The 15,707-nt window shown below is 67.8% G+C and carries 13 protein-coding genes and 2 pseudogenes; 8 read left to right on the forward strand and 7 right to left on the reverse strand.

What is annotated here, in order from left to right; translation table 11 throughout:
• The first annotated feature begins 25 nt into the window (after positions 1-25).
• The 3 genes from ACZ418_RS36235 to ACZ418_RS36245 all read left to right on the forward strand — a co-directional run bounded on the left by ACZ418_RS36235 (position 26) and on the right by ACZ418_RS36245 (position 4,559).
• Complete coding sequence (locus ACZ418_RS36235; RefSeq protein WP_468371452.1) at positions 26-961, forward strand: NADP-dependent oxidoreductase; 936 nt, start codon at positions 26-28, stop codon at positions 959-961.
• Between the two features lie 616 nt (positions 962-1,577).
• On the forward strand, positions 1,578-1,769 hold the full coding sequence (locus tag ACZ418_RS36240; RefSeq protein ID WP_468371454.1) for a hypothetical protein: 192 nt from the start codon (positions 1,578-1,580) through the stop codon (positions 1,767-1,769).
• An 813-nt stretch (positions 1,770-2,582) separates the two neighbouring features.
• Positions 2,583-4,559 (forward strand): pentapeptide repeat-containing protein, encoded by a 1,977-nt coding sequence (locus tag ACZ418_RS36245; RefSeq protein WP_468371455.1) that lies wholly within the window; start codon positions 2,583-2,585, stop codon positions 4,557-4,559.
• 426 nt (positions 4,560-4,985) lie between these two features.
• Here ACZ418_RS36245 and ACZ418_RS36250 read toward each other — a convergent pair whose 3' ends face one another.
• The 3 genes from ACZ418_RS36250 to ACZ418_RS36260 all read right to left on the reverse strand — a co-directional run bounded on the left by ACZ418_RS36250 (position 4,986) and on the right by ACZ418_RS36260 (position 7,329).
• On the reverse strand, positions 4,986-5,633 hold the full coding sequence (locus ACZ418_RS36250; protein WP_468371456.1) for a hypothetical protein: 648 nt from the start codon (positions 5,631-5,633) through the stop codon (positions 4,986-4,988).
• A 296-nt stretch (positions 5,634-5,929) separates the two neighbouring features.
• A complete protein-coding gene (locus ACZ418_RS36255) occupies positions 5,930-6,514 on the reverse strand; it encodes a GNAT family N-acetyltransferase (RefSeq protein WP_468371458.1) in 585 nt (194 codons plus the stop codon).
• Positions 6,511-7,329, reverse strand: a complete 819-nt coding sequence (locus ACZ418_RS36260; protein WP_468371459.1) for an MBL fold metallo-hydrolase — start codon at positions 7,327-7,329, stop codon at positions 6,511-6,513. The genes ACZ418_RS36255 and ACZ418_RS36260 overlap by 4 nt, the downstream gene beginning before the upstream one ends.
• On the opposite strand from ACZ418_RS36260, the gene ACZ418_RS36265 reads away from it, so the two are divergent.
• Positions 7,289-7,867 (forward strand): winged helix-turn-helix transcriptional regulator, encoded by a 579-nt coding sequence (locus tag ACZ418_RS36265; RefSeq protein ID WP_468371461.1) that lies wholly within the window; start codon positions 7,289-7,291, stop codon positions 7,865-7,867. The genes ACZ418_RS36260 and ACZ418_RS36265 overlap by 41 nt on opposite strands.
• 163 nt (positions 7,868-8,030) lie before the next feature.
• Here the strand turns inward: ACZ418_RS36265 and ACZ418_RS36270 are convergent.
• Positions 8,031-8,843: pseudogene (locus ACZ418_RS36270) on the reverse strand (transposase); the annotation flags it as partial.
• A gap of 484 nt (positions 8,844-9,327) precedes the next feature.
• Between ACZ418_RS36270 and ACZ418_RS36275 the strand changes: the two are divergent.
• Both ACZ418_RS36275 and ACZ418_RS36280 read left to right on the forward strand, forming a co-directional pair.
• The gene (locus ACZ418_RS36275; protein WP_468371462.1) at positions 9,328-10,953 is read left to right on the forward strand and encodes an esterase/lipase family protein; all 1,626 of its coding nucleotides are present in this window, start codon (positions 9,328-9,330) and stop codon (positions 10,951-10,953) included.
• 26 nt (positions 10,954-10,979) lie between these two features.
• Positions 10,980-11,747, forward strand: a complete 768-nt coding sequence (locus ACZ418_RS36280) for a transposase (protein WP_468371463.1) — start codon at positions 10,980-10,982, stop codon at positions 11,745-11,747.
• Between the two features lie 982 nt (positions 11,748-12,729).
• On the opposite strand, the gene ACZ418_RS36285 is transcribed toward ACZ418_RS36280, so the two are convergent.
• Complete coding sequence (locus ACZ418_RS36285; RefSeq protein WP_468371464.1) at positions 12,730-13,278, reverse strand: TetR/AcrR family transcriptional regulator; 549 nt, start codon at positions 13,276-13,278, stop codon at positions 12,730-12,732.
• A 104-nt stretch (positions 13,279-13,382) separates the two neighbouring features.
• Here ACZ418_RS36285 and ACZ418_RS36290 point away from each other — a divergent pair, with 104 nt between their 5' ends.
• A complete protein-coding gene (locus ACZ418_RS36290) occupies positions 13,383-13,895 on the forward strand; it encodes a carboxymuconolactone decarboxylase family protein (protein ID WP_468371466.1) in 513 nt (170 codons plus the stop codon).
• Entirely contained in the window at positions 13,892-14,125 is a 234-nt protein-coding gene (locus ACZ418_RS36295) for a hypothetical protein (protein WP_468371467.1), read from the forward strand. Before ACZ418_RS36290 ends, ACZ418_RS36295 begins: the two co-directional genes overlap by 4 nt.
• 131 nt (positions 14,126-14,256) lie before the next feature.
• Here the strand turns inward: ACZ418_RS36295 and ACZ418_RS36300 are convergent.
• A pseudogene (locus ACZ418_RS36300) lies at positions 14,257-15,150 on the reverse strand (IS982 family transposase).
• A gap of 41 nt (positions 15,151-15,191) precedes the next feature.
• Positions 15,192-15,650: a DUF3995 domain-containing protein gene (locus ACZ418_RS36305; RefSeq protein WP_468371468.1), complete on the reverse strand. Its 459-nt coding sequence runs from the start codon at positions 15,648-15,650 to the stop codon at positions 15,192-15,194.
• Positions 15,651-15,707 lie beyond the last annotated feature (57 nt).

Below are 15,707 nucleotides of genomic sequence, written 5' to 3' on the forward strand. Positions count from 1 at the left end.
TCGATACACCCTGGAGGAAAGTGCCATGAAGGCAATGCGTTTCCACGAGTTCGGCAGCAGCGAGGTCCTGCGCTACGAGGACGTCGACCGTCCAGTGCCCGGCACCGGGCAGGTGCTGGTGCGGGTGGCGGCCACATCGTTCAACCCGGTCGACGACCACATCCGCGCCGGTGTCCTGGCCGAGATGATCCCGATCACTCTCCCGTACGTGCCGGGGATCGACCTGGCGGGCACCGTCGCTGAACTCGGCGCGGACGTCAGGGGCCTGGAGGTCGGCGACCGGGTCGTGGCGATGCTGCCCCTCGACTCCGCCGGCGGCGCCGCCGAGTACGTGCTCGCCCCGGCCGAGTCCCTGGCCCCGGCGCCCCGGACGATCGAGCTGGTCGACGCCGCGGCGCTGCCGCTGACCGGCCTGGCGGCCTGGCAGACGGCGTTCGAGCTCGCCGAGCTGAAGCCCGGCCAGACCGTCCTGGTCAACGGGGCGGGGGGCGCGGTGGGCAGCCTCGTGGTGCAGCTCGCCACCGACGCGGGAGCGCACGTGACCACGGTGGACGCGCCGCAGCACGCCGACCGCCTTCGGGGCTACGGCGCGCACAGGGTCGTCGGCCCCCTCGACCTCGCCGCGGGTCCGGCCGCCGTGGGCGGTCCGTTCCAGGTCGTGGTGAACCACGTGCGCGTCTCCCCGGAGGAGCTCGCACAGTTGACGAACTACGTCGCCGACGGCGGGATCGCCGCCAGCACAGCCGGCCCGATTCCTGAGGACCCCACCCGGGGGGTGCGCAGCGCGAGCCTGTGGGTCCGCAGCGACGGAGCCCAGCTGACCGAGCTGGTCGCCAAGGTGGATGCCGGCAAGCTCCGGCTCCACATCGCCGCCCGCCGCCCGGTGGCCGAGCTGGCCGCCGTGCATGAGGACGCCGGCGCCGGGCGGCTGCCCGGCAAGACGGTCATGCTCGCTCCCTGATCACACCCTGACCGCCCCCGAACAGGCCGCCCGCCGTTCGCTCTCCCGCCGGCGGGCGGCCCGGTCGGACACGGCCACTGCCTGCTCGACGGCCACAACAGGCCCCGCCACCCCAGCCCGGCCGCAGCCGCGAATCGCAGCCGAAGCGGTGCCGGATCGTGTGCTACGAGAAACGACGTCAAAAAGTCGGTTCAGTCAAGAACTTCACCGGGGCCAGCAGCCGCGGGATGGCGCCCATGCTCTCTCACGCGTCATCGGCTCCCGCCGCAATCTGCCCCTGGGGCCCAGATTCCTTCCGAAGCGGGGCCAACAGACACGTTCATGACGGCACCTACCGGCCTGATTCGAAGCCGACTTCCTTCCGATTTTCGAGGAGATTGCCTTGACTGGATTGTTACGGGCCGCATCCCCGGCCTGGGCAAGCGCATTCTCTCCGCCGCCCGGCATGCGCCGCTGGGCTGCTGTGCTGACCGTGATGGGGAACAGCGGCCACGACCTGTCCGTGGGCGGCACGGGTCCGGTGGACGGTTACCTGAACAATGGCGGCGACCGGTGAACCGGCGGGGCACCGAGGCGAGCCGCGTGGCCGCGCGGGCGACGCACCTGGGCGACCAGCGTGGTCCTCGCCCTGCTCGCGGCCGTCGTGGCGGTGGGGACGCTGCCGGCCGGGACGGCCGCCGCCGCGGACCGCCCACTTGAGAGCACGCCACTGATCACCTGGAACATGCGGGGCGCCAACGAAAAGGAGTCCGCTTTCCCGAACGGACTCGTCGAGTTTGACGTGTTGAACGGCGGCTTTACGTCGTGAGCATGTGTATGACGTAGACGCTGCAAGGTGGGGTGCCGTAAACGAACGGCGAACCAAGTGATGGGTAGTACAGGCGGGTGATCGGCGGGGTCAGTGGCGTCCGGGAAGGCCTTCTCCCTTGGCTGGATCATCCAGGTGGCCCCGTCAGGCTTGCCCCTCCCCGGTGAGGGCAGATCCTTCGAGACATGACACAAGGCTCCTCGACACCCTCCGCCCTTGTCTGAAGGAAGTCCTTGCTGCGCTCAGGGCCGATCTGCTGACTGCCACGACCGGGCCAAGACCCACGAAGTCGGCCTGGCAATCCAGAAAGGAACCGTCGACCTCGGCCTCGTCGTGGACACAGCAGGAACCAAACTCGCGGTCGTGGCTGGATTCGCGGAAATCGGCGGAGAGCTGGGCAAGAGGACCTCGACCAGTCCTATTGGGAGACGCCGCCGGCCGGGCGGTTGCGCTGGCTGTACGGCAAGACGACTCTGGCCCACCTCGACCGAGGTGGGCTGGCCGCTCCCTCAGGCCACGGACCACGGCCACGTTGAAGATTATCTCGGGTGCCGAGAAGGCGACAGGGATGTGGGGGAAGTAGCCCTCAGCGCCGGTGCCTGACAGATATCTGTGGGCTGTTAAGGCACGTACGGCACGTTCGGAACGGGCACTGGCCCTTGACCAGCACGGCGGCATCGCTCCCAGGGCTTCCCTGTTGCTGTTTGCCCGGCGGCGGACGACCCTCATCACGGCCGTTGCTCGAACCGGAACCGGTCGACAGTACGTCTTTGCCCGTGCCTGCTCGACACACACCTGCGGAGCCGCCGTACCATGAGCACACTCTCACCGCCCTTCTGGCCCCACTGCGGGCACGGAGCGGACCCGGCCACGGACCCGGTCGGCTGCCGCGGTATGCACGTCCCCGGCCACACCGCATGCCTGGCCCACCTCACCGACACCGGCCGCACCGCCTACCTGGCCGGCCTGGCTCCCGGCGCCGCCATCGACCACCGCGCCACCACCTTCACTCAAGCCCTGCTGGAAACCCTCCTCAGCGCCCTCACCGACCCCACCACCAGCAAACCTCACCTCGGCGCCGCCCATTTCGACGGGGCGCAGTTCTCCGACGCCGCCCATTTCGACGGAGCGCAGTTCTCCGACACCGCCCATTTCGACGGAGCGCAGTTCTCCGACACCGCCTGGTTCAGCGGGGCGCAGTTCTCCGGCAGGGCCGTGTTCCACGGGGCGCAGTTCTCCGACGCCGCCCATTTCGGCGGGGCGCAGTTCTCCGCCTCCGCCTATTTCGGCGGCGCGCAGTTCTCCAGCGCCGGGTTCGACGGGGCGCAGTTCTCCGACGCCGCCCATTTCGGCGGCGCGCAGTTCTCCAGCGCCGGGTTCAGCCGGGCGCAGTTCTCCGACGCTGCCTTTTTCGGCGGGGCGCAGTTCTCTGGCGCCGCCCAGTTTGGCGGGGCGCGGTTCTCCAGCGCCGCCGTGTTTGACGGGACGCAGTTCTCCAGCGCCTGGTTCGGCGGGACGCAGTTCTCCGGCACCGCCCGGTTCGACGAGGCACAGTTCTCCAGCACCGCCCGGTTCGACGGGGCGCACTTCTCCAGCGCCGCCCTGTTTGGCGGAGCGCAGTTCTCCGGCGCCGCCCGGTTCGACGGGGTGCGGTTTGAGGGTGTGTCGGTGTTGGGGCCGTTGGTGTGCGCGGAGTGGGTGGCGTTATCTGGGGCGGTCTTTGTGATGCCGGTGACGTTGGAGATAGCGGCGCGGAGGCTGGTGTGTGAGCGGACGCGGTGGGAGTCGACGGCGATCCTGAGGGTGCGGTACGCGGCCGTGGACCTCAGTCATGCGGTCCTGACCGCACCCGCCGCTGTCCACACCCACCCCACCCCTTTTATCCACAACAACACGGCTGTGAGCGAGGACGTTCTAGCCAACCCAGGCCTGCAACCGAGCGTCTCGGAGCGGGTGCGGATTGAGTCGGTGCAAGGTGTGGACGCCGCGCACCTGGTACTGACCGACACCGACCTGACCGACTGTCTGTTCTCCGGGGCCTTCCACCTCGACCAGATCAGCCTGGAAGGCCGCACCACCTTCGCCGACGCCCCCACCGGCTGGCACCGCCGCGGCATGCTGCCCGTCCGCTTCACCAGCCGGCGTGTCCTCGCCGAGGAACACCACTGGCGCGCCCAAACCGCCGGCTCCAGGCCCCCTGCATGGCGTCCCGGACCGCATCACCCTGACCCCGCCCGCACCCCCGACCCAGAAGACGTCGCCGCCCTGTACCGGCAGCTGCGCAAAGCGTTCGAGGACGGCAAGAACGAACCCGGCGCAGCCGACTTCTACTACGGCGAATGCGAGATGCGCCGCCACGACACCACCGGCACCACGAAAGGCGAACGGCGCCTACTGTGGGGGTACTGGCTGCTGTCCGGCTACGGTCTGCACGCCGCCCGCGCCTTCACCTGGCTCCTCGCCGCCATGAGCGTGACCGTGCTGCTCCTTGTGGGCGTCGGCCTGCCCACCCACGACCCCGACCCCGCCACCACCGGAACCCTGAACGGCAGCAAGATCAGCCTCAACACCAGCACCCCCGACCCGGCTCTGCACGGCGGATGGCCGCAGCGAATGACCTGGGCGCGCGCGGAGAAGGCCACCCGCGTCGCCGTCAACTCAGTCGTCTTCCGCTCCAGCGGCCAGAACCTCACCACCGCCGGCACCTACATCGAGATGGCCTCCCGGCTCCTCGAACCCACCCTCCTTGCCCTCGGCGCCCTCGCTGTCCGCGGACGCATCAAACGCTGACCGTGGCAGGGGCTGCACCCCTGCTCGACATCGGCGTCGGCCTCTCCCCCCATCTCCCCGCACATGACCGGCAAGTCCTGCAGAACCTGTACAGCACGCTCGGCTGGCCCTGCGCGTAAGGGGCCGCACGCGTATCTCCACCGCCCTAATGCGCCGCCGGCACCGGGTGCTGGTAAGAACCGTGTCACCGATCCTGCTGGCTTATTCCATGCCCAGCGGGGCCGGTGGCTCGTTGGCCGGGAGAACTCGCGAGATGTCGCAGTTGCAGCCCCACCGTCCGGCCCAGGCCGCCGTTCTGGCCCGTTGGAGGATCAGGGTTCAGGAACGACGGCACCGTGGACGGCGGTAGCGCCGGTTCCGGTTCGGTTCTCTAATGGGCGTTGAGAGAGAGCCGCGCAGCCCGGGTGAACTCCTGAACGGCTTCCTTCAGACGCCCGTGCAGTTCGTGCGGAGTGATCTCCCGCTCAGGGTCCACCCTGTCACTGTCGATGGGCCCGAATCGATAGAAGGGGACACCGCCACCTGACGCCAGCAGCGTTGAACAGAGGCGGCTTGACGGCTGAGCTGCTCGGCCAGCTCTGCGAGATGGTCAGGGCCTTCGAGCGCCACCACGGTTTCGGCGAGCGCCAGACCGTCGAGCTGGCGGCGCTCTGCGGCGTCGTTGATGTCCTGATGCCAGGTCGGCGAGAAATTTTCGAGCACCGCCAAGGTACGTTCGACGGACCGCGGAACCTCGGCCGGAGCAAAGACGGCGGCCTGATCGGCTCTGCCGAGACGCCGGCCAGACAGGTTCCGCATCATGCGCTCCATCCGGACCATTACCTCCGGGTCGTTGGAGACGCGGAAAGCGTGCAGTTGATCAACCAGGCGCACGACCTTCTCAGTGCTCCCCACGCAGGACCAGGAGGCGCGGATGAGTTCGGCGTACGCGTCCCGCTGGTGCTGACGGCGCACCGCGTCGATCGGGCCACGCTGCGCGCTGCGCGCCTGTGCACGTCCAGCGGCGTACGCGGCCCATGCGGCGAGGACAGCGCTGGGGGTGGCGACGAGCGCGGCTGCGACTGCTGGATCCATAGGGATCATGCCGTGCACCCATGCCCCCGATTGGACTTACCCGGGAATTTCCTCAACCGAAGAGACGGCCAGAAGCGGACCCACGCGCGCGTTGAAGAGAACGGCGCGGTCACCATCGTCGCGCTGTTGGCGACCCCGGAAGCCGCCCGCTCTCTGTCCCCACGGCCATCCCCGACATCGTTCCGCTGCGAAGGACTCCGTGACGTCCACCGATAGTCACTGATCGCCGGGCCCGCCGACCTGACGGTCGGCGGGCCAGCGGCATTGCCGTCAACGAATGAGCTCAGCGAGCGGGATCATGCGGTCCTCTTGGCAGCGATCCTGGCGCGCAGCGTGTCACGAACAGTGGGCCACTCATCTGCGAGCAGGCTGTAGTACAGCGAGTCGCGGCGGGTGCCGTCCTGGCGCCGCATATGGCTGCGCAGGGTTCCTTCATAGACCAGGCCGAGACGGGCCAGGGCGTGCTGGGACCGCACATTGAGATTGTCAGTGCGCAGGGCCAGCCTGGCGAGTCGCAGGTCATCGAAGGCATGGCTGAACAGCAAGAGCTTCGACTCAGCGTTGTATGGGCCTCCCCAACAAGACCGATCGAACCAGGTCGCGCCGACTTCAGCGCGGCGTTCGTCCAGATCGATGTCATACAGGCTGGTCGAACCGACGACGGCGCCGTCGTCACACCGTTGCACCGCGAAGCACCGCCGCACAGGGTCCGCGATCATCTGGCTCAGCATCGCACGCATCTGCGTCAGGGACTCAGGACGTGGCCGCGGCATCCACCGCCATACTTCGGGATCGGATGCCGAAGGGAAGAGAGCTTCAGCATGGTCGGTGCATAACGGGACGAGGCGTACCTCACTACCGACAAGAGCGCCGTTGTTCACGCCGACACCCTAGAGGCTGTCCGATCATGTGACTGGCGACCGGCTGGCGCAGCGAAGCGGGCGAACTCCCACGGGTCGTGAGCGCTGAAGACTGTGACCTCATCCCCGCGGTCGCGGCGCAGGTCGCGCAGTCGGTCGCGGGTCACGACGCGAGCCACGACATCGACCTGTGCTCCCTGCTGGACCGGCTCAAGGACGGGGTGGGAAAGGGGCGGGGTGTGCTCAAGCTCGCCGTGAAACATGTATGCGTCGCCCGCGTGCAACAGCCACCGCCCGCTGCCGTCGCGCACGGCGACACCCGCGTGTCCCGCGGAGTGGCCAGGCAGCGGTACCAGCAGCAGCTCGCACGCCAGGCCCCGCGGCCGCGCCACGCCTGGGAAGCCGAACCACTCCGTGCGCTCCTCCATGGGGGCGGGTGCCAGCAGCGGGCTGTGCGCCCGGTGTGCCGGCATGAAGCGGTCGAGGCTGTGCCGGTGGTGCGCTGCCGCGGAGTCCATGACGGCCCGGTACTCGTCCGGGTGCACATGCACCCGTGCGTGAGGGAAGTCCGGCAGCCCTCCGGTGTGGTCGCGATGCAGGTGGGTGAGCACGATGTGCCGCACGTCCTGGGGCGCGTACCCGAGACGGACCACCTGGCGCAGCGCGCTCTGCTCGGGGTCCAGCGCTGGCTGGGCGTAGGCCACCCAGTCCGCACCCAGCGACCGGTCAGGGCGCTGTAAGTCCGCGGTGCCGAGGCCGGTATCCACCAGGACCAGCCCGTCCGAGTCCGTCTCGATGAGCAGGCAATGGCAGACAGCGGCCAGTTCGCGGTTCACGACGCCGGCCGTGGGTTCTTCACGGAGCGGTGGAATCTTCCGCAGAGAGCCGCAGTTGAGATGGTGGATACGCATAACGCCCCCTGGAGGCAAGTCGGCGGGCTGTTCGAGACGGACGTTAGGAGGGCCCTTCGTGACTCACCAAACGGTTGGACACACACCGGCGGATGACCAGGGCGGCCCGCTGGCGGACTGTCCGGACAGCGCCCTTGTTCCACCAGGCCCCGAACCGCGATGTCCTATCGACATCACCCTCGCTACGCTGAGCGGCCGATGGACACCGCTGGTACTCCGCGAGTTCCTACGCCGCGGCCAGGCCACATACTCCGAGCTCTCCGCCGCCCTGCCCGCTCTCTCGGACAAGGTCCTCTCAGACCGGCTAGCCCAGTTGACCAGTGCGGGCGTCATCGAGCGCCACCGCACTCCCAGCTGGCCTCCCCGCGTCCACTACGTTCTGACGAGTCAGGGCCGGGCGCTGGAGTCAGTGGTGCACAGCATGTGGGAGTGGGGCACGGCGCAAAGGGAGGCCCTTCGCTGACTACCAGACCCGTCGGACACGGGCTAGAACGAGCCATAACACCGGCGGGACGGCCGACCTATCGGCACGAAACGCACTCGCTCGTCGCTCCCCGCTCTCCCCACACGCTTCAACATTTCACGAGCTGGGGCGAAGAGCACCTGCGTCGTTTTCAAGAATCGCCATCAGTGACTGTCATGGCTTGCTCGGCGCCCCAGGTGACCGGGTCGCCGAAGATGAACTCGCCGCCGTGCTTGGGCGGTCGGCCTCCCTGCGGCGGCGAGATCCACGGCACCGGGACCGGTTTGCGCATCACCCGGTCCGACCGCAGCCGGCCCAGGACCTCGACGGGCAGGTCGCCCAGCAGGTGAGCGATGCGGGGCGCGTCATATCCAGCGTCCAGTACGACCAGGACCTTCGGATCACCCGGCTTCCACTGCCCGGTGGCGACGAGTCGCTCGACGACCTCAAGGAGTTGGACGGGCGTCACCGCGGCGACGCCCGCGCCGGGCTCCAGACGCACCGCGTCCAGCACCGCCGTCCACGAGGTGCGGCCGGTCTCCAGAGCAGCCACGATCGAGTACGGCCAGCCCGGGACCATCTGGTGCTTTGCCCCGCCGCGGCCGAATGTATGGCAGAAAGCCCGGTCAGGGCAGGTGTTGGCGTCCGGCCGCAGCCACGGTGAAACGTCCGCGGCCAGCACGATCCGACCGTCCGCAGCCCGTGGCAGCGGCATCGAGGCCAATGCGCGGCGCCGCCGGGCCACGTCGATCCGTCCCTGGTTGAGACCGCCGTACAGGGCGCCGTGCCCACGGCGGTGTTCCGGGGCGAGCGCAAGGTCGACCAGCGTCCGCACCGGCCCGTCCGTGCACAGCAATGCATCGCATAACTCGAACAGCGCGTCGCCCCGCGCGGTCAGACACGCGTACAACTCCGTCCGGAAGCGTGACCCTTCCGCGAACGCATCCCTCGGGACACCTTGATGCTCCAGACTCACGACCACGGCCTTCGCGCTGTTCCTCTGCCTCTGTGACGGAGCAAAGGATCAGACGAAGGCCGCCTACGTGTCCGCTGAACTGCGAAAACCCTGACCAAGTTCGGGTCACGTTCGACGCTGGACCATAAATGACAAGCTAAGTGCCTGTTTCTGATCCTCGAGCCGAGGCAAGGGAGTTGGGGCCTTCATGGAAAGATGGCGAGGCACGACATGAGGCCTAGAGCAGTGGGCGACCTCGGCGCGGGAAAGCGGCCGGACTCCTGGTTCGCTCCCAGCGGGCTCAGGGCGGACGCGATGGCCGTGGCGATGACTGTCTTCTGCTTGACCGGGCGGTGGTGTTAATGACGATCGTCGGTTTTGGGGATGGCAGAGGCTGGCGCAGGCCTCTGCCTTCAAACGGGTGACGACTCTCCCCCCTTAGATCAAATTTACGCATTCCGGGCATATCTCTTGCTGTCATGGTCAGCGTAGCCGGAGGACGCGGATGGACAAGCTGCCGATCGTCTACGTGCGGGGGTACGCCGGGCCGACGGCTGGGATCGACGCCGCGGTGGATGACCCCTTCTACGGGTTCAATCGAGGCGCCACTCATGTGCGGGTAGGGGGAGACGGGGATCCGCTCTTCTATCAGTTCGAGGGGCCGCTGCTGCGCTTGATGACCGATGAGGGCTACCAGCTTCCCGTGCAGGGAGACCAGCGCCAGTACCTGCAGGACGCCACAGATGTGCCGATGGCGTCGCTGTGGGTGCACCGGTTCTACGACCAGGCTGCGACGACCTTCCTGCCGCCGCCCCATCAGAACGTCGTGCAGCGAGTCTTCGGGAAAATGCAGCAGCTAGTCACTGTCCACGGCTTCGACATCGAGTCCGCGGCGAAGGACCTCTACGAGCTGATCATGATCATCCGGGAGAAGTCCGGTGCGCCGAAGGTCTACCTGGTGGCCCACTCGATGGGCGGCCTGATCGCCCGTTGCATGATGCAGAAAATCTGCCGCCAACCTGGAGGTAACCGCCTGCCAGCGAAGGATCTGGTGGCGAAGCTCTTCACCTACGGAACTCCACACGGTGGGATTGCGTTCCAGCTCGACGCTCTCGACTGGGCCGAGCAGGTGTTTGGGCCGATCGGTTCCAGCATCTTCGCCCCCGAGAAGATGTACGGCTGCCTCACTCCGGGGGCGTCCTTTGGTGACGTACCCACTGGCGGGGTGGAGTGGGATCCACAGGATGTTCCCGAGGACGTGTTCGCTGCCGACGACATCTTCTGCCTCATCGGCACCGACCCGAAGGACTATGGGCCTTCCCGGCTGGTGGTCGGACCCAAAAGCGATGGTCTGGTGCGCATCGAGAACGCTTACGTCCGGCGCGCGCATCGAGCATATGTCTACAAGTCACACTCCGGCCGCTACGGCGAGGTCAACTCCGAGGAGGGCTACCAGAATCTGCGGCGGTTCCTGTTCGGCCGTTGGCAGGTCCAAGTCGCCCTCGTCGGCCTCCCGGATGCTGCAGACGAGCCGGTCTGGCAGGCCGACATGCGCCTGTCGATTCGAGGGCTGTCCGTCGTGATGAGCGAGCAGATGGCCGCACACTGGTGCCCAATCCAGCTCAACGAGGAGATCCGCAGCGTCCAGCACACAGTCGAACGCCCGGTAACACTGGTGACAACGTTCCTCCTCGAACCAGACCGCGCGGGGCCCAGGCAGCCGACAGCGAAACCGGGCAGCACGCCCAGGCATGACGGTCGGGTGCGCTACACACTGACCCTGCGGGTGTTCAAGCTCAATGAGCGAGACACTGGCTTCGAATTCGCCGACCACCTGGAGCAGGTTCCGGATTGGCAGGACTGGCTCATCGTCGACCTTGGGCCCGGCGCGGACGGGGCCGGGTTGCAGGCCTGGGCGGCGTGGAATTCCATGGTGGGCGGCTCCTACGACTGCTTCGACCCCATTACCGAGGGCTTGCCCGCCACGCAACGGGAGCCGGTCACATTCCAGCGGGACGGCGACTCCTACATCGGTGAGGTCGAGCTCCCGTCCGAAGCTCGGGCCCTTCCCGTACTCGGCGGCGACGCGCGCCTGAGAATCAGCGTGTACGACCGCCGAACCGCCCGATAGCCACCAACCGCCTGGCCGCCACCACCGTGATCACGGACGTGGCCACTACCTCCGCCGCGGCCAACGACGCCCAGGCCCTGCCCGGTATTCACACCCGGCTGGCGCGTCGCGGGCTGGTGCCCGCGGAGCACCTGGTCGACGGCGGCTACACCTCCCTCGTCCACCTGGAACGAGCCACCCGTGAACACCGGGTCACCGTCAGCGGGCCGCTGCCAGGCAACCCCACCCGCCAGCACCGCAGGAACGAAGGCTTCGACCGGGACGACTTCCACATCGACTTCGACCGCCGACAGGTCACCTGTCCCCGGGGCCAGGTAAGCCAGGGCTGGCACGGCCCCTACCCGACTTCCTCGCCCACCGCCGCCCCGCTGATCGTGGCGCGGTTCACCAAAGGCCAGTGCCAGCCGTGTCCGGACCGCCCTCGCTGCACCAGCTCCCGCGAGAGCGCCCGGAACATGCGCTTTCCCCCACGAGAGCTGCGTGACCTGCAGTTCCGCGTCCGCACCGATCAGCAGAAACCCGACTGGAAGGCCCGCTACGCGGTCCGCTCCGGAGTGGAAGGCACCATCAACGAGTTCGCCCACGGACACGGTATGCGCCACTGCCGCTACCGAGGACAGCCGAAAGCGCACCTGCAACATGTGCTCACGGCCATCGCCGTGAACATCGAGCGACTCAGTAGCCTGCCACCAACCGAGGAAAAGCCCTTACCACGGCCGCCGACCGCCTCCCTGACCTTCCTGGACCAGCACGGCATCCCCCGGTCGAAGTCCTGGTGGACGCTCGGCAGTTGACCTCGACCTCCCAAGATCCCCGACAGAGTCAAGCTAGCCGCACCGGGAACCAGTAGATGGGGAACGTACAGACGGCTGTCCAGCCGAAGGTGCGAGTGAAGGCGGTGGGGGGTGTCGCCGTTGCACTGGAGGAGGAATGGGTTCCGGCCGCATTCCGGTGGCTCTTCCCGGTCTCGCGCGGGGCGGCACCAGCGTGCCGGCATCCACGTTGCGAAGGCCTGCTCATCTCTGGTGCGGATATGAGCGGTCATGCCCCTGATCAGCGGGCTGCCAACACCTCACGTCCCGGCGACACCACCTTTTCGATCATGCCGACGAGGGGACCAAGTCATACCGGGCCCGGAGACCGGAAGCCCCGATGGCGGGGCCACGAAAACGGTAACGGGGACCTGCAAATGGAGCCGCCTGGCGGGGTCGTCACAGAGCCCGACGACCATGGTCTCGGGCGCTCGCCTGGTGGCCTGACCACCAAGCTGCACCTGGCCGTCGAACAGGGTCTCGTGGTCACCGCGGGGCAGCGCGGGGACCCTCCGGAGTTCGAGGCCGTTCTTGGCCGGCGTCACGGTCCCCGGGCTGGGGCCGGGCCGACCGCGCACCAGGCCGAGGCGGGTGCGCGCCGAAAAGGCGTACGCGTCCCCCAAGAACCGCACCCACCTGCGCAGACGTGGCATACGCTGCACCATCCCGGACAAGGCCGACCAGACCCGCAACCGGAAGAAGCTCGGCTCCCGCGGCGATCGCCCGCCGCGGTTCGACCCGGAGGACTACAGGGCTCGGCACGCGGTCAAGTGCGGCATCGATCGCCTCAAAAGGCACCGCGCCATGGCCACGAGACATGACGAGCTCCCGGTCCGCTACGAGGCGACCGTCCTCGTAGCGGCCATCAACGAGTGGCTGTCAGCACACTCGATACGCGCCTTGGCGTTGACGGGTCGACCAGCTCACCGGACCCGGCCATCACGTCACCTCCGTAGCTGCCGAGTCAGGCTGCGTCGCCCAGTATGGCTGCTGCGACCGCGCGTGCCTCCGCAGCGGGAGCCGTCGTCCGTTCCCGCAGCGCTGTGACGATCGCTCCGTCCATCAGCAGCACGAACCGTCGTGCGAGTGCCTCGGCATCCGCGTGACCACCCTCGGCGAGTAGACCCGCAACGTAGGCGGTGACACGCTCCTTGTGCTCGCCGGCGACCCGGTAGGCCGCGCTGTCGGTGTCCGCGGTCTCGACCATGGTGTTGATGAAGGCGCAACCGCGGAAGTCCGCGCCGGCGAAGCGCTCGGCCAGTGCGCGGAAAACGTCCAGGGGTTTTCCACCGAGAGCGTCCACCCGTTCAGCCAGCCAGGCGCGCCAGGCCTGGTCGCGGCGTTGCAGAACGGCCACGACCAGGTCATCCTTGCTGGCGAAGTGCCGGTAGAAGGAGGCCCGGCCGACGCCGGACTCGGCCAGGATGCGTTCGACGCCGACGGCGCGGATGCCCTCGGCGTAGAAAAGTTCCTCGGCGGCGTCGAGGAGGCGTTCGCGTGCGTGGGTGGCCATGGGCCCCAGGATATCCCGATCTTGACGATGACGGAACCGATCGGTACCGTCTTGCGCTCAGAAGACGGAACCGATCGGTACCATCTGGAGGACTTGTGCCACGCATGCCACAGCTCACCGACGACCCCTCGGGGCTTCTCGACCAGACCCGCCGCCAGCTCGGCCGACTGCCCAATCTGTACGCGGCGATGGCCAACGGCCCGGCGGCACTCGCCGGCTACCTGGCCTTGCGCGATCACCTCGGCCGCGGTGTCCTGCCCGCCCGCCTCCGCGAGCAGCTCGCGCTGCTGGCCGCGCAGGAGAACCACTGCACGTACTGCGTCAGCGCCCATACATTCCGGGGCCGCAGGCTGGGCCTGTCCGACGAGGAACTGAAGCGCACCCGCGAGGCCGCCGACGACACCGACCCGCATGCTGACGCGGTGCTGCGCATCGCCCGCGAGGTCATGCGTACCGGGGGCCGCGTCGAGGACACGATGCTGGCCGACGCCCGTCGGGCCGGGGTGACCGATGCCGAGCTGGCCGAGATAGTCGCCCACATCGCACTCAACACCCTGTCCAACTACTTCAACCACCTTGCCCAGCCGGACCTCGACTTCCCGGAGGTATCCGCATGAACCGCGAGTGGCGCAAGGGCTCGATCGAGCTCGTGTCCGGCTACACCATCATCGACGCAGACGGCCATTCCGTCGGCCGCGCCGAGGGCGTCGACTTCGCGGTCGAGGGAGGCTTCGTCAACCTCCGGCTCCCCGACGTCCCCCACACTCAATTGGTCTCGGCTCCGGCCGTACGCCTGATCACTTGCGAATCCCCGCCTTCCCATCCAAGCCTTCAGCCCACCCGGTAGTGCGGTCACCGGGAACGGCTGCCGGGTTCGTGGTCAGGCTGCCATGGTGAGCGGGCGTCCGCCCCAACGGATGGCCTTCTCACGGCTTCTCTGCGCCGGTCACGGCCAGTAGACGAATAAGTCCGATGTGTTCAGTGATCAAGCGCGATGGGCGACCGCGTGATCGGGGCGTCGGTCCTGTGGTTGCGCCAGATCGCGGCGGCCATGGCGAGGACGCGCTGGGCGACGCGGACGGCGACGCCCTCGAAGGTGCGGCCGCCGTGCTGTTCGAGGTCCAACTGGCCCTTCAACGTGTCGTTTACGGACTCGATCAGCTGCCGCACCGACTTCAGCGGGCTCTCGCCCGGTCGCTTCTTCTCGCGCGTGAACGGGGGCCGCAGCAGGCTGATCCCGCGCATCGCGAGATCGCTCTCGAACTCCTTGGAGGCGAAGCCCTTGTCCGTGATGATCAGCAGACCCGGGCGGTCGGCGACCAGGTCGGCGTCGACGTCGAGCATCGCCTGCAGAACCTCGCGCTCGTCCATCTTGGGGCTGGCCGGCGCCCACAGGATCGGCATGCCGACCGGGGTGCAGACCAGGTACAGGCGCAGGCCCCAGAAGAACCGGGAATGCGAGGCGCAATACCCGTACCCGGCCCAGCCGGCCAGCTCTGACCGCTTCGCCGTCGGCCGGGACATCCCGCACGGCACCGGCGTGGAGTCCGCGATCCAGTGGGTGTCGAACCAGAAGTCCGTGTCGACGGCGAGCATCCGTATCGCCTTCTTCACCAGCGGCAACGCGGCTTTGAGGCGCTTGTTGTACCCGGACTGCTGCGGCAGATCGGGAACATCGACGCCAGGTGCGTGTTCGCGTACCGCAGCCAGCGCGTCTCAGAGTAGAAGCCGAGCAGAGCCTGGGCGACTGCGAGCGTGACCAGTTCGGAGTCGGTCAGCTGCGGTGGCCTGCCCATCCATCGTCCTGTCTCCAACTCGTCGTAGATCTTCACGGTACAGTGCGGTCAGCAGGGTGTTCAGGTCGTTCGTCACACAATGATCTTGGATGGTCTGGTCGTGATCCCCGATGTAATTCAGGCGGTTCCGCTACTCGAACCGTCCGCTCTTCCGAACTCCCGAGCGGACAGGCCGAAGACGAGACCTCCGGCCAGGAACCAGGGATTCCACAGCACCAGCGTCCACAGCCGCTGTTCCGGGCTTACGTCCGCCTCCTGGCCTGCTGTGTCGGTCAGCAACAGCATCTCAACCGCGATGCCGCGCACCAGCAGTACAGCGCAAACAGACCAGCCCAGAGCCTTGATCACCCGTCCGGCCAGGCCATGGGGCCTCGGCCGGGCGAGAAGCCATCCCAGCACCCCGCCGACAAGGCACAGCACCCCCACACCCCACAAGCCCACCGCCACGAACCACGCCGGACGTTCCTCGGCCAGGGGCCCCGCCGAGACACTCAGACCCCAGTTGCCGCCCAGCGCCCAGTAGAAATGAAGCGTGGCGAAAGCGACCGCCCAGGCGCACGCTATACGCCCCCACACCCTCGCCATTGTCCTGCTCTGCCGATCTTCATGCACAGCGAGGAGCATGCCACTGCC

This window comes from Streptomyces sp. NPDC030820 (assembly GCF_055572075.1).

Bases quoted from the DNA above. Each gene is read 5' to 3' on its own strand.
- ACZ418_RS36235 (WP_468371452.1), top strand. From the start codon at position 26: ATGAAGGCAATGCGTTTCCACGAGTTCGGCAGCAGCGAGGTCCTGCGC.
- ACZ418_RS36245 (WP_468371455.1), top strand. From the start codon at position 2,583: ATGAGCACACTCTCACCGCCCTTCTGGCCCCACTGCGGGCACGGAGCG.
- ACZ418_RS36250 (WP_468371456.1), bottom strand. From the start codon at position 5,633: ATGGATCCAGCAGTCGCAGCCGCGCTCGTCGCCACCCCCAGCGCTGTC.
- ACZ418_RS36265 (WP_468371461.1), top strand. From the start codon at position 7,289: ATGAGCAGGCAATGGCAGACAGCGGCCAGTTCGCGGTTCACGACGCCG.
- ACZ418_RS36275 (WP_468371462.1), top strand. From the start codon at position 9,328: ATGGACAAGCTGCCGATCGTCTACGTGCGGGGGTACGCCGGGCCGACG.
- ACZ418_RS36285 (WP_468371464.1), bottom strand. From the start codon at position 13,278: ATGGCCACCCACGCACGCGAACGCCTCCTCGACGCCGCCGAGGAACTT.
- ACZ418_RS36290 (WP_468371466.1), top strand. From the start codon at position 13,383: ATGCCACAGCTCACCGACGACCCCTCGGGGCTTCTCGACCAGACCCGC.
- ACZ418_RS36295 (WP_468371467.1), top strand. From the start codon at position 13,892: ATGAACCGCGAGTGGCGCAAGGGCTCGATCGAGCTCGTGTCCGGCTAC.